Origin of the sequence: Rhizobium chutanense (assembly GCF_002531935.1) — a bacterium.
Classification (GTDB): Bacteria; Pseudomonadota; Alphaproteobacteria; order Rhizobiales; family Rhizobiaceae; genus Rhizobium; species Rhizobium chutanense.
On record NZ_NWSV01000011.1, the window covers coordinates 137,900 to 150,978 of the forward strand.

Consider the following 13,079-nt stretch of genomic DNA (forward strand, 5'->3'; position numbering starts at 1 on the left):
CTATGGCGTTGTATCTCACGTGTCGCTCCAAGTGTTGGACTGCGTCCGGAGGTCATTGGCGCGAATTGTCCGCTATTTGTCCGGCGCGTGCATTTTCCTCTGTCGTGAAGTTGCCGAATATGGCTTCATGATCAACCGCCATGGAGCAGAAAATGTCCGGCCATGAAACCATTCTTCTCGTCATAGACGCCCAGGAGTCCTTCCGGCAGCGCGATTATTGGGATGAAGGTCTCGCTTCCGCCTATATCGAACGCCAGCAGGCACTGATCGACGGCGCCGAGGCCAGCGGGATACCCGTCATCCAGATCTTCCATGTCGATGGAAGCGGACCGTTCTCGGAAGCCTCCGGCTTCGTCAGGACGCTCGCCCCGCTCAGGATCGCTCCCGAAGCGACCTTCAGGAAGGGCCGCCACAGCGCACTCGTCGGTTCCGGGCTCGACGTATGGCTGACTGAAAATGGCGTTCGCCGCATCATCGTCTCCGGCATCCGCACCGAGCAATGCTGCGAGACCACGACGCGCCACGCCTCGGATCTCGGCTATCAGGTCGACTATGCCGGCGAAGCGACCCTGACCTTCCCGATGACCGACGCGGCGGGACGGACATGGAGCGCCGGAGAAATCCGGAGCCGGACGGAACTGGTCCTGTCCGGCCGCTTCGCCCGGATCGCCACTGTCGAACAGGCGCTGGCGGGGAGCGGAGAGCAACTCGCAGCATGACCGACGCAATGCAGCCCTTCGATATTCCGGTCTTCGCAGTCGTGCCGCCGCGCGTGCTGCTGCTCGACGTCGCCGGCCCGATCGAAGTGCTGCGCAAGGCGAACCTCGAACAGGAGGCGGTGCGCTTTACCGTCACCTATATCGGTCCGTCGGCTACAGTCGGCAGCTCGATCGGTCTTGCCGTGACAGGCGTTGCCGCTTTGCCGGAGCGCCTGCCCGATGGTGCGCTTGTCGTCATTGCCGGCAGCGCCGACGCGCCGATGGACAACAATCGTCCGTGGGAGGAAGAGGAGCGTGCCGCCCAGGCCGCCATCGTAGCATGGCTAAAGCGGGCTATCCGCCCAGGAGTTCGGCTGGCCTCGATCTGCTCAGGCGCGCTGCTCGCCGCCGAGGCCGGAATGCTCGACGGCCGCGAATGCACCACCCATCACGGCTGCATGGACGACCTGGCGAGGCTTGCTCCCACCGCGCGCATCCGGGACAACCGGCTTTATGTCGAGGATGGAGAGCGCCTGACGAGCGCCGGCATCACCGCCGGCATCGACCTCATGCTGCACATCGTCGCCGAGGCGGCGGGACATGCCTGCGCGCTTGCGGTGGCGCGCTATCTCGTCGTCTATCTCAGGCGCGGCGGCTCGGATCCGCAGCTTTCGCCATGGCTCGAAGGCCGCAACCATATTCACCCGGTCATTCATCGCGCACAGGATGCCGTCGCCGCCGACCCCTCCCGCGACTGGTCGGTCGCCTCGCTCGCGCGCCTCAGCGGCGCCAGCCCGCGAAACCTCTCACGGCTTTTCAACGAACATACCGGCATGAGCGTCACCGATTTTGTCAACCGCATGCGCGTGGCGCTCGCCCGCGAGATGCTTTCCGGCTCGCGACTGGATATGGAGGCAGTGGCCATGCGCGCCGGCTTCGGTTCGGCCCGGCAGCTGCGCCGCGCCTGGAACCGGCTGCATGACAGCCCGCCAAGCGCTGCGCGGCCTAACCTGACCATCAGCTCATAGAGTGAGGGGAACGGCCGCGCACACCGCCGCCTCTTCGGCGGCAACGGCCGCAGCGCCAGCCACCTCCGTTCCCCAGATTTCGATCTGCGTCAGCGCCGGAAAGGGCGAGCTGTCCTCGGCCTTGATCAGGCCGTGCAGTTCCACCCATTCGATAATGCAGGGCTCTATCGGAAAGCTCTGCGCGGCGCCCGATTTCACCAGCGGGAATGAAAAACTTCTGCCATTCGAGAGCGTGAGACTTGCCTTTTCCCACCAGGAATCATGCGGGAAATCCGCCCGCAGATAAAAAACGATCTCGTCGATCCGCACCGGCCGGCCGAATTCCACCGTCAGCGCGGCTTGAGGATCGCGGTTGATGCCCCAACTCGTATAGGGCCAGAAGCCGTGATTGTCGTTGGCCTTCTCGCCGTCGATGGCGTTGCGCGCGGCGAAGGCCGCCTCGCCGCGGGTTTCCACATTGGCATGCGCATGCGGAAAGAGCGTGCGGTTGGCGTGATCGTCCCAAGGGTTCAGGGCAAGATTGCGCCTTTGAGCGATCTCGTCGGGCCGCGCACGTCTCGCTGAAAGCCGGTGGATATCGCCCTTGAAGGCGTTCGGCGAGTAGGACTTGCGTTTGTCGCCGAAGGGTACGGCAAGCGAATAAGCGCCTTCCCTCATGTAGACCAGGGCGGGATGGACCGCGCTGTCCAGCGCCAGGAAGACATGCCCCGGCTCCGAGGTCTCGACGATGACGCAGTCGCCCTCGCTATAATTCAGACGATAGACCAGAAACGTCTCGTCCTGCCCTGTCGAGCTTGCCAGCACGAACCCATCGGCATCCACGATCTTCAGCGTCAATTCCATGCTCGCCCTCCTACGAGCATGATGCCGAAAAGTGTGAGCGGTTTTCGGACGACATCATGCTCTAACTATTTAATTTAGAACAGGATTCAGATTTAGGCCGACCCGGCCTAAATCTGAATCCTGTTCTAGACGATCCGCAATGTCAGGCGCTTGCCGGCAAGCGGCAGGCGCAGACGGAAGAGTTTCTCGGGCCAGGCCGATCTCAGCCTGGGATCATCCACCTCGATCTCGTCGATTTCGATCATGCCGGCGCCCTCGACGACAATGCTGCCGAGATCGGCAAGATCGATTTTCTCCGATGTGACGGTCGGCGCGAGGCACGTCATCAGCGACAGGACGGCCGGTTTATCCCCATCATGAGCGTCTGTGATTTCGACGTGGCGGCCCCGCATCAGGGAAACGGTCCGCCGATAGCTGCGCAGTTCCGCTTCCGGGGGATAAGCCCCTGCTATATCAAGCGATATGCGCGCACGATCATCGCCGAATTCGACCTCGACATCCCCAGCGCCGAAGTCTTCGCCGGCGGACTGCATGACGCCTTCGAAAGTCGGCAGGTTGTGATAGGCCGACTGCATCGTCCATATTTCGTAGCGGCTCGGCGAGAAGGTCTTGGCCGTATAGGTCTCGACGCCGACATCGATCAGGAACGGGCATCCGTTCTTGTAGAGCGTGACGCTGCCGACATCGTTGTGATTATGGCCTTCGCCATTGTTGCCACCCTTGACCGCCAGGGAAAACTGGCCGTCGCGGGCGACGAAGAGGCCGATGCCGGGATAGAAGATATCGCGCGGATGGGCTGGACGCGGCTCGACTGCGGGAAGCGCTCCCACCAGCAATTCCTGCACGCGATACCAGAGGTTCCACTCCCCGGGCAGGTGCGGATGATCCGCTGTGGCCCTATCAGCTGCGGCGAACTCCGCCAGCATTTCGGAGCCGACCGCCTTGCCGAACAGATATTCCCGCGCGCTGCAGGGCTCGACCACGGCGGAGGAATCCGCGAAGTTGAAGTAGTAACGGCCAGCCACATGCATGTTGGCGATATATTCGGCCATGTTGCGGATCTTTGGGTGCCGCCAGATCTTACCGAACAGGCCGGGTGCGGCGCTATCGAGAACGGTCAGCGCGCCGTGAAGGCAGAGCGCGGCATGGCGGTAGTAGACGACACCCTCCTCGCAGGCCCCGTCCTCGGCATAATCCTTCAGGAAGGCATCGAGGCTGCCGAGCGCCTTTTCGACGACGGCGCGGCGCGTTGGCTGATCGGTTTTCACAGAGAAGGCGGTCAACAGGACGTTCTGACTGATCCAGGCCGTCCAGTTGTTCATCCGCTCGCCGCCGCGGCCCATCCACCAGAAATGCCGGCCGAGATAAGGCGAAAGAATGCGGGCCTCGATCTCGCGCTTCACACGCGCCGCAATCTCCGGGCTGAGGTCATCGATCTTGTCGCCCAACAGGGCGACGATCGTTGCCAGCAGGGCCGCCGTCTCAGCGGCGAAGAGATCGACGACCGGCTGCGAGTTGTCAGGCAACGGCAGGCGCGGGCCGCCGCGTTCATGGGCATTATGGGCCGGAAGCTGCCAGCCGCTCTCCTCAGTGATCAGGAAGATGCCGTCGACGATGCCGGGCAGGAACCGGCCGCTGCCTTCGACGAGTTCGCCGAGCACCAGATCGTTGAGCATCCGCCGCCGTGTGAAATAAAGCTCCTCGAAACGTGCGCGGTTGCCCGTCTCCGTATACGCCCGGTAATCGGAGGCCGTAATGAGCGGCCAACTGCGCGCAAGCGTGATTTCGGCATCGCGAACGACCACATCCCGCGCTGCCTGCGGCACCGCGCTCCATCTCTCGCGATCGACAGAAACTGCTCCGGGTGTGAAGTCGCCCAGCATATCGGGCAACTCCGCTGAAATCTCGCTGAACATGTTCCTCCCCGCATCGGAAAAGCATCGATAAGCGCTTGGTGCTCATGCTCACCTATCATATGTTTTCCGCGCTTTCCATAAAATTTGTATGATCTATTCATAACTTGTTTGACCAGTGCCGGATATGTGCTATGTCCTCGGAAGGAGGAACAGGGATGGCATTTGCCCGCCCGAACATCGCGGGATCGATCCCGCAGGCCGCCAGCCGCAGAATGTCCGCCCAGGAGGAAGCATCGGTGTCCATATCGAATTCGGCCATCGCAACCGATGGTGTTCCGGCAACACCCCGCCGGAAGGTCGCCGTTCTGTCCAAGCGCCAGCGCAAGCTGCGCAACGCGCTCGTCGCCTATTCCTTCATCGCGCCGAACTTTATCGGTTTCGCCGTCTTCACGCTTGGTCCGATCCTTTTCGCCTTCGCGCTCGCCTTCATGCATTGGGACGGCTCGAATGCGATCACATTCGCAGGGCTCGACAATTTCTGGCGGCTCTTCGAAGACAAGGCCTTCATCGCCGCCTTCTGGAATACGGTCATCTATACGGTCGCTTCGGTGCCGGCGACGCTGCTTTGCGCGCTCGGCCTCGCCGTTCTCCTCAACCAGAAGATCGTGGGGCGGAATTTCTTCCGCACGGCCATGTTCTTCCCCTATGTCGCCTCGCTGGTCGCCGTCGCGGTCGTCTGGAACATGATCTTCAATCCTGAGATGGGACCAGTGAACATGATCCTCTATACGCTCGGCCTCGATCCGAAGAACATGCCGGGATGGGCGGCCGACCGCCATTGGGCAATGGTTACCGTGATCCTCTTCGGCATCTGGAAGAACATGGGCTACTACATGGTCATCTATCTGGCCGGCCTGCAGGGCATCAATGCCGAGCTCTATGAGGCAGCCGATCTCGACGGCGCCAATTCCTGGCAGAAATTCATCCACGTCACCGTGCCGCAGCTCGGGCCGACGACCTTCTTCGTCACCGTCATGCTGACCATCCAGTCCTTCAAAGTGTTCGACCAGATCTTCATGATCACCCAGGGCGGACCCGGTACCTCGACGCTGGTCCTCGTCTACCACATCTACAACGAGGCCTTCATCTCCTGGGATCTCGGCTATTCCAGCATGGTTTCGCTGGTGCTGTTCTTCCTCGTGCTCGCCGTCACCGTCTTCCAGTTCCGGCGCCAGAGGGAGGACGAGGCATGAGGATCGCCGGACGCAAAGTCACCCTCAAGACGGTCCTGCTCTATGCCATCGTGATCACGGTGACGCTGGTGATGCTGATGCCCTTTGCCTGGATGCTCTCGGCATCGCTGAAGCTCAGCCGCGACGTCTTCGCCTTCCCGATCGAGTGGATACCGTCTGAGCCGCAATGGCAGAATTACGTGGAGATCTGGACGAAGATCCCGCTTGCGCTTTTCATCTACAACACCTCGAAGCTGACGATCATCGTCACGCTGCTGCAGCTCTTGACCTCCAGTTTTGCGGCCTATGCCTTCGCCAAGCTGAATTTCCCCTACAAGAACACACTGTTCCTCGGCTATATCGCCACGATCGCCATGCCCTGGCAGGTCTATATGGTGCCGCAGTTCCTGCTGATGCGCGAGTTCGGCCTCAACAACACGCATCTGGCGCTAATTTGCCTGCAGGCCTTCACCGCCTTCGGCGTCTTTCTGATGCGGCAGTTCTATATGTCGATCCCGACAGAGCTTTGCGAAGCGGCCCGCATCGACGGCATGAACGAATACCAGATCTGGGCGCGCATCATGCTGCCGCTATCGAAGCCCGCGCTGTCGACGCTGACGATCTTCACTTTCGTCACCACCTGGAACGATTTCCTCGGGCCGATGATCTATCTCACCAAGACCGAGCTGAAGACCGTGCAGATCGGCCTGCGCATGTTCATCTCGCAATATTCGGCCGAATACGGGCTGATCATGGCGGCCTCCGTCGTCGCCCTCGTTCCGGTTCTCGTCGTCTTCCTCTCTCTCCAGCGCTTCTTCGTCGAAGGCATCGCCTCGACGGGACTGAAGGGTTAAATCCATGAACGCCGTTTCCTCCGTCGCCCCGCAGCCGATCACCGACGAAGAGGTCAAAGCTGCGCTCGATCTTGCCGTCGTGCAGATCCGGCGCAATCTTCCCGAGTTCACCTACGCCGCGCAGAACCATTCCAGCGTCGGCAATTTCTATCCGGCCGTGGCGAACACCCAATGGACTGCCGGCTTTTGGCCGGGCGAGCTGTGGCTCGCCTTCGAGCATAGCGGCGACCCGGTTTTCCGCCATGCCGCGCAGATCCAGGTCCAGTCCTTCCTGCACCGGATCGTCAATCGCATCGAGACCGACCATCATGATATGGGCTTTCTCTATTCGCCCTCCTGCATTGCCGCCTGGAAGCTCGTCGGCGACGAGGACGGCCGCAGGGCGGCGATCCTCGCCGCCGACCAGCTGATCGAACGCTTCCAGCCGATCGGCCAGTTCATCCAGGCCTGGGGCCAGAAGGGCAAGGCGGAGGAATATCGCTATATCATCGACTGCCTGTTGAACCTGCCGCTGCTCTACTGGGCAAGCCGCGAGACCGGCGATCCGAAATATCGTGAGATCGCGCTCACGCACGCCCGCACCACGCTCGCTAATTCGGTGCGGCCTGACGATTCCACCTACCACACCTTCTACATGGACCCGGTCACCGGAGCGCCGGTGCGCGGCGCCACCAAGCAGGGCTACCGGGACGACAGCGCCTGGGCGCGCGGCCAGGCCTGGAGTATCGCAGGCATGGCGCTTTCCTATCGCTACGAGCGGATCGACGAATATCGCCAAACCTTCGACCGGCTGCTCGCCTTCTATCTCAACCGGCTGCCGGCCGACATGGTGCCCTATTGGGATCTCGTCTTTTCAGACGGCGACGGCGAGCCCCGCGACAGCTCTTCGGCCTCGATCACCGCCTGCGGCCTGCTCGAAATGGCCGATCTCGTCGACGCCGAAGCCGCCGAGCGCTACCGGACGTTGGCGCGACGGATGATGAAGAGCCTTGCCGACCACTATGCGGTCAAGGACCCCACGATCTCGAACGGGCTGGTGCTGCACGCCACCTATTCGAAGAAATCGCCCTTCAACACCTGCCGTGGCGAGGGCGTCGATGAATGCGTCTCCTGGGGAGATTATTATTACATGGAAGCTTTGACGCGGCTGTCGCGCCGCTGGTCTTCCTATTGGTGACGTCAGGAGGACCCGATGGCCAGCATTTCTCTTAAAGAGCTGAACAAATCCTACGGTGCGCTCACCGTCGTTCACGACATCGATCTCGAAATTGCGGATAAGGAATTCATCATCCTGGTCGGCCCCTCCGGCTGCGGTAAATCGACGACGCTCCGGATGATCGCCGGCCTCGAGGAAATCTCCGGCGGCGAACTCCGGATCGGCGGCGACGTGATGAACGACGTCCCCTCCAAGGACCGGGATATTGCCATGGTGTTCCAGAACTATGCGCTCTATCCGCATATGACCGTCTACAAGAACATGGCCTTCGGGCTGCAGCTCCGAAAGGTGTCGCGCGATTTCATCGATGCTCAGGTGCAGGACGCGGCGAAGATCCTCGACATCACCCATCTCCTCAACCGCAAGCCGAAGGCGCTTTCGGGCGGGCAGCGCCAGCGCGTGGCACTCGGCCGCGCCATGGTGCGCAATCCGGCCGTGTTCCTGCTCGACGAGCCGCTTTCCAACCTCGACGCCAAGCTGCGCGGCACGATGCGCTCTGAGATCACCAAGCTGCATAAGCGGCTCAACGCCACCTTCATCTATGTCACCCACGACCAGGTGGAGGCCATGACCATGGCCGACCGCATCGTCGTCATGAAGGACGGTCACATCCAGCAGGTCGATACGCCGCAGAAGCTCTACGACCATCCCGTCAACATGTTCGTCGCCGGCTTCATCGGGGCACCGCAGATGAACATGCTGCCCTCGACCATCCTGCGCCGGGGCGACGGCTATGTCGCGGTCTTCGACGGAAGGGAATTGCCGCTGCCAGCCCATTTCGACAAGAGCCGGATCGCGCCCTATGAGGGCCGCGAACTGGTGCTCGGCATCCGGCCGGAGAATTTCCACGAACTGCCGCCGGCCGACATCCCGGCCGAAAATCTGGCGCCGCTCAAGGCGGTGGTGGAGCTTGCCGAGCCCATGGGCTCGGAAGTGCACCTGAACATGGTGGCGGGCGGCCGCAATCTCATCGCCCGCGTGTCGCCGCGCTTCCGGCCCGATATCGGCGAAGAGGCGACGCTGGTCGCCGACATGAGCAATGCGCAGTTGTTCGACAAGGAAACGGAACGCTCGATTCTTTACTGAGGCGCCTCTGGGAGACGGCCATGCAGTGGTTGCGGGATATGTGGACGAAAGAGGGGCCGGGCATTCAGAAGGATGCACCTGCAAAGACCGGCCTTGCCCTCTTCGCCGACATCCTCGTCCGCGAATGGTGGGAGACGGTCAAGCTGAACGTCCTGTTCCTGCTGGCATCGCTCCTCGTTGTGACGCTGCCGGCAGCACTCGCCGCCATGGCGCGCGTCTCGGTCGCCTTCGTCGAAGATCGCAACACCTATCTCCTCAGGGACTTCACGGAAGCATTCCGGCGCTACTTCTGGCGCGCCACCGCCTGGGGCCTCGCCTTGGCAGGCGCGCTTGCCATCGGCGTCCATGCGATCATCACCTATGCCGCCGGCGCGCGCGACAATCTGATGCTTGCCGCACCGCTGGCGATCGCGCTTGTCGCGACCACTTTCCTCACTGTGCTCGCCGGCCATCTCATCGTGCTGATGGTGATGCGCGACCTGCCGGCGCTACGGCTCTTGCGCCTCGCCGCGCTCGCCTCCGTCGTCCGCCCCCTCCCGGCGCTTGCAGCGCTTGCCTTCAACGCCGCCCTTTGGCTGGCGCATATCCTCTTCTATCCGGTTTCCGTGTTCATGCCGGCGACCTTCAATTTTTCACTCGGAATGTTCGCCGTCGCATTCGGCGTCCATCGGGCGGCAGTGATGGTTCTGGCCTTGCCGGAGGTCGCGCAGCCGCACCGTAAACGGCATGCACCAAACGCATCACGAAACAACTGATCCAGAGACGATCCAGGGAAGGAGAACAGGAATGGTTTTGGAGAAATTCGGGAGGACGATGAAACTTGCCGTGGCGGGTTTCACCTTGGCCGCGGCCACCGCCGGCGCAGGACTTGCTGAGGATGCCGTGACGCTCAAATGGGCTTTGTGGGACTGGGACAAAACAGCCTATTACAAGCCGCTGATCGAGGCTTATCAGGCCAAGCATCCCAACGTGAAGTTCGAACCGATGGATCTCGGCTCGCAGGACTATCAGCAGATGATCTCGACGCAGCTGACCGGCGGCTCGAAGGACATCGACATCGTCACCGTCAAGGACGTGCCGGGCTATACCAACCTGGTACGCGCCGGCAACATCGCCGACCTCAGCGGCTTCGTGAAGGATCAGAAGATCGATCCGGCTCCCTATGGCGGCCTGATCGAAGAACTGACCATCGACGGCAAGATCTATTCGATACCCTTCCGCTCCGATTTCTGGGTCGTCTATTACAACAAGGATATTTTCGACAAGGCGGGCGTGCCCTATCCGGCGAATGACATGACCTGGGCGCAGTTCGATGCCACCGCCGAGAAGCTTGCCGGCGGCATGGGCACCAATAAGACCTATGGCGCGCTGCTGCACACCTGGCGATCGACCGTCCAGCTGCCCGGCATCCTCGACGGAAAACACACGCTCGTCGACGGCGACTATGCCTTCCTCAAGCCCTGGTACGAGAGAGCGCTCACCCTGCAGAAGGACGGCGCCATCCCCTCCTACGCCTTCCTGAAAACATCGAACACGCATTATTCGGCGCTGTTCTTCAACGGCACGATCGGCATGCTGCCGATGGGAACCTGGTTCGTCGGCACCCAGATCGCCAAGGTGAAGTCGGGTGAATCGAAGAGCAAGAACTGGGGCATCGTGAAGTTCCCGCATCCTGAGGGCGTTGCGGCCGGCACGACGGCGGCGCAGATTTCGGGACTGGCGGTCAACGCCAACTCCGAACACAAGGAAGCCGCACTCGATTTCATCAAGTTCGTCACCGGTCCCGAGGGCGCGGCCGTCATCGCGTCGACGGGCACCTTCCCCGCGCTCAAGACCGCTGACGTCAGCGCCAAGATCGCGGCAACGCCCGGCTTCCCGGAAGACGCGGCCAGCAAGGACGCACTGATACCGTCGAAGGCCTATCTGGAAATGGCGGTCAACCCGAACGCCGCCAAGATCGAGGTGGTGCTCAACCGTGCGCATGACGCGATCATGACCGACAACACCTCCATCGACGACGGGCTGAAGGAAATGACCGAGGGCGTGAAGGCCATCAAGTAGGCCCTGCGAGATACTGACGGCCGCGGCCTGTTACCTGTCCGCGGCCGGTTCTGTTCCTATGAATTTCGAGCCTGATAATGATATATGATCCCACCCGGGCCAATCCGCTTTTCGGCAATCCATTGACGACCCGCGACGACCTCGCCAAGGCCGTCATCGACCTGTTCACGCCGCTCCTGCCGTATTTTTCCGAAGGCGGCGCCCGCGTGCGCCTGGGTGCAGCCGGAGCGATCTTCGATCGGGCGGCCGCGGATCTGGAGGGGTTTGCCCGGCCGCTCTGGGGCATCGTTCCCCTTGCTGCCGGCGGCGGCCATTTTCCGCACTGGGATCTTTATCGGCGCGGCTTGGCAAACGGGACCAATCGCGCCCATCCCGAATATTGGGGCGATCTTGCCGACCGCAACCAGCGGCTGGTCGAGCTCGCCGCCGTCGGCTTTGCCCTGGCGCTCGTCCCCGAGTACATTTGGGATCCGCTCGACGACAGTGAGAAGAAGACGGTCGCCGCCTATCTGCTTGCGGCGCGTGAACTGGAATTCATCGACAACAATTGGAAATTCTTCCGCGTCCTGATCGATCTCGGGCTGGAGCGCGTCGGTGTGGCATTCGACCACGGCAAAACCGTCGCCTATCTCGGCGAACTGGAAGCCTTCGACCTCGGCGAAGGCTGGTATCGCGACGGGCCGGTGCGGCGGGTCGATCATTACATCCCCTTCGCCATGCATTTCTACGGCCTGATCTACACCGTGCTGGCGCGCGGCGACGAAGAGCGCAAGGAGCGGTTCCGCGATCGTGCCCGGATCTTCGCCGGGGATATCCGCCATTGGTTCGGCCCGGATGGCGCAGCCCTCGCCTTCGGCCGGAGCCAGACCTACCGCTTCGCGGCCGGCGGCTTCTGGGGCGCGCTGGCCTTCGCAGGGCTCGAAGCGCTGCCCTGGGCTGAGGTCAAAGGTTACTACATGCGCCATATCCGTTGGTGGTCGGCGATGCCGATTGCGGACCGCGACGGTGTTCTCTCCGTCGGCTATGGCTATCCGAACCTTTTCATGAGCGAGAGCTACAACTCGCCCGGTTCTCCCTATTGGGCGCTGAAATTCTTCCTGCCGCTCGCCCTTCCCCACGACCATCCCTTCTGGACCGCCGCGGAGGCGCCGCAGCCGGAATTTCCGAAGCCGGTGGCGTTGAAGCCGGCGGGCATGGTCGCCATGCACACGCCGGGAAACGTCGTCGTGCTCTCCTCCGGCCAGCAGCACGACAAGATGCTCGGCGCAAACGAGAAATATTCGAAATTCGTCTACTCCACCCGCTATGCCTTCAACATCGAGGCCGACGACCGGAATTTTGCGGCCGCCAGCTTCGACGGCATGCTCGGCCTTTCCGATGACGGCGTCCATTTTCGCATGCGCGAAACCATGGAAGAGGCGCTGATCGCAGGCGACCGGCTCTATTCGCGCTGGCGCCCCTGGAGCGATGTCGTCATCGAGACCTGGCTGCTTCCGGCTAACCCCTGGCACATCCGCATCCACCGCATCGCCACGCCGCGTGCGCTGAGCACCATCGAGGGCGGCTTTGCGATCGAACGCGCCGACTTCAATGCCGATCGATCCGATGTGAGAGAAGGCCGCGCCGTCTGGTACGGACAAACCGATGTCAGCGCGATCGTGGATCTGTCGCCCGATCCGAGGGCCGGCCATGCGATGAGCCCGATCCCGAACACCAACCTCATCCACGCCAAGACCCTGCTGCCGCAACTGCGCGGTAACATCGCCCCCGGAACCACAATAATCGTGACCGCGGCAATGGCGCTGCCCAGCCGAGAGAACTGGGCAGAGGCGCTCGACTACCCGCCGGCCTGCCCTCGCCTCGATGAGGTGGAGCGGCTCTTTCGAGAGAACGGCAGCCGGGTGCCGGCCTTCGCTCTCCGGCAATGACTTGCGATCGGGTTTTGAGCATGAGCTCGAGACCCACTGAAACACAGCCAGCCGTCCCTGCCTGAGGTTTTGCGCATCCATCAAATGCTTGCGGAAGAATGCCAGCACGTCAGCATTGAATTGCCTGTGGAGCGCGGTGCGGTCGACGTCTGGTCAACGCCATCAACCGCATTCAATTTAGCTGCGCATAATATTTTTGAATTACTCGATAGTTACATTTACATCTTCAGCTAATGAATAAGAAAAACCCGTTCTTCGCAACATTGCTGTAATGAAA

11 protein-coding genes are annotated in these 13,079 nt (G+C 61.7%); 9 read left to right on the top strand and 2 right to left on the bottom strand.

Features of this window, described 5'->3' with window-relative positions; translation table 11 throughout:
- The first annotated feature begins 140 nt into the window (after nt 1-140).
- Together CO666_RS18425 and CO666_RS18430 are read left to right on the top strand one after the other, a co-directional pair.
- The gene (locus CO666_RS18425; RefSeq protein WP_179869713.1) at nt 141-719 is read left to right on the top strand and encodes an isochorismatase family protein; all 579 of its coding nucleotides are present in this window, start codon (nt 141-143) and stop codon (nt 717-719) included.
- Nucleotides 716-1,726 (top strand): GlxA family transcriptional regulator, encoded by a 1,011-nt coding sequence (locus CO666_RS18430; protein WP_097613643.1) that lies wholly within the window; start codon nt 716-718, stop codon nt 1,724-1,726. The genes CO666_RS18425 and CO666_RS18430 overlap by 4 nt, the downstream gene beginning before the upstream one ends.
- On the opposite strand, the gene CO666_RS18435 is transcribed toward CO666_RS18430, so the two are convergent.
- Together CO666_RS18435 and CO666_RS18440 are read right to left on the bottom strand one after the other, a co-directional pair.
- Nucleotides 1,721-2,569, bottom strand: coding sequence for a carbohydrate-binding protein (locus CO666_RS18435; RefSeq protein ID WP_097613644.1), 849 nt, complete (start codon nt 2,567-2,569; stop codon nt 1,721-1,723). The two genes, CO666_RS18430 and CO666_RS18435, sit on opposite strands and share 6 nt — an antisense overlap.
- A 125-nt stretch (nt 2,570-2,694) precedes the next feature.
- Nucleotides 2,695-4,485 (bottom strand): heparinase II/III domain-containing protein, encoded by a 1,791-nt coding sequence (locus CO666_RS18440; protein WP_097613645.1) that lies wholly within the window; start codon nt 4,483-4,485, stop codon nt 2,695-2,697.
- A 212-nt stretch (nt 4,486-4,697) separates the two neighbouring features.
- Here CO666_RS18440 and CO666_RS18445 point away from each other — a divergent pair, with 212 nt between their 5' ends.
- The 7 genes from CO666_RS18445 to CO666_RS18475 all read left to right on the top strand — a co-directional run bounded on the left by CO666_RS18445 (nt 4,698) and on the right by CO666_RS18475 (nt 12,802).
- Entirely contained in the window at nt 4,698-5,678 is a 981-nt protein-coding gene (locus tag CO666_RS18445) for a carbohydrate ABC transporter permease (RefSeq protein WP_245436812.1), read from the top strand.
- Nucleotides 5,675-6,511, top strand: a complete 837-nt coding sequence (locus CO666_RS18450) for a carbohydrate ABC transporter permease (RefSeq protein ID WP_097613646.1) — start codon at nt 5,675-5,677, stop codon at nt 6,509-6,511. Before CO666_RS18445 ends, CO666_RS18450 begins: the two co-directional genes overlap by 4 nt.
- Before the next feature lie 4 nt (nt 6,512-6,515).
- Nucleotides 6,516-7,688, top strand: coding sequence for a glycoside hydrolase family 88 protein (locus tag CO666_RS18455; protein ID WP_097613647.1), 1,173 nt, complete (start codon nt 6,516-6,518; stop codon nt 7,686-7,688).
- 15 nt (nt 7,689-7,703) lie between these two features.
- Nucleotides 7,704-8,813, top strand: coding sequence for an ABC transporter ATP-binding protein (locus CO666_RS18460; RefSeq protein WP_097613648.1), 1,110 nt, complete (start codon nt 7,704-7,706; stop codon nt 8,811-8,813).
- 20 nt (nt 8,814-8,833) lie between these two features.
- Nucleotides 8,834-9,568: a DUF624 domain-containing protein gene (locus tag CO666_RS18465; RefSeq protein ID WP_097613649.1), complete on the top strand. Its 735-nt coding sequence runs from the start codon at nt 8,834-8,836 to the stop codon at nt 9,566-9,568.
- A 31-nt stretch (nt 9,569-9,599) separates the two neighbouring features.
- Nucleotides 9,600-10,874, top strand: a complete 1,275-nt coding sequence (locus CO666_RS18470) for an ABC transporter substrate-binding protein (protein ID WP_097613650.1) — start codon at nt 9,600-9,602, stop codon at nt 10,872-10,874.
- Nucleotides 10,875-10,951: 77 nt separating this feature from the next.
- Entirely contained in the window at nt 10,952-12,802 is a 1,851-nt protein-coding gene (locus tag CO666_RS18475) for a DUF2264 domain-containing protein (RefSeq protein ID WP_097613651.1), read from the top strand.
- The last annotated feature ends 277 nt before the right edge of the window (nt 12,803-13,079 follow it).

What these genes read in the sequence shown, in the direction of transcription:
- CO666_RS18425 (WP_179869713.1), top strand. Translation starts at nt 141, where the DNA reads ATGGAGCAGAAAATGTCCGGCCATGAAACCATTCTTCTCGTCATAGAC.
- CO666_RS18430 (WP_097613643.1), top strand. Translation starts at nt 716, where the DNA reads ATGACCGACGCAATGCAGCCCTTCGATATTCCGGTCTTCGCAGTCGTG.
- CO666_RS18435 (WP_097613644.1), bottom strand. Translation starts at nt 2,569, where the DNA reads ATGGAATTGACGCTGAAGATCGTGGATGCCGATGGGTTCGTGCTGGCA.
- CO666_RS18440 (WP_097613645.1), bottom strand. Translation starts at nt 4,485, where the DNA reads ATGTTCAGCGAGATTTCAGCGGAGTTGCCCGATATGCTGGGCGACTTC.
- CO666_RS18445 (WP_245436812.1), top strand. Translation starts at nt 4,698, where the DNA reads ATGTCCGCCCAGGAGGAAGCATCGGTGTCCATATCGAATTCGGCCATC.
- CO666_RS18450 (WP_097613646.1), top strand. Translation starts at nt 5,675, where the DNA reads ATGAGGATCGCCGGACGCAAAGTCACCCTCAAGACGGTCCTGCTCTAT.
- CO666_RS18455 (WP_097613647.1), top strand. Translation starts at nt 6,516, where the DNA reads ATGAACGCCGTTTCCTCCGTCGCCCCGCAGCCGATCACCGACGAAGAG.
- CO666_RS18460 (WP_097613648.1), top strand. Translation starts at nt 7,704, where the DNA reads ATGGCCAGCATTTCTCTTAAAGAGCTGAACAAATCCTACGGTGCGCTC.
- CO666_RS18465 (WP_097613649.1), top strand. Translation starts at nt 8,834, where the DNA reads ATGCAGTGGTTGCGGGATATGTGGACGAAAGAGGGGCCGGGCATTCAG.
- CO666_RS18470 (WP_097613650.1), top strand. Translation starts at nt 9,600, where the DNA reads ATGGTTTTGGAGAAATTCGGGAGGACGATGAAACTTGCCGTGGCGGGT.
- CO666_RS18475 (WP_097613651.1), top strand. Translation starts at nt 10,952, where the DNA reads ATGATATATGATCCCACCCGGGCCAATCCGCTTTTCGGCAATCCATTG.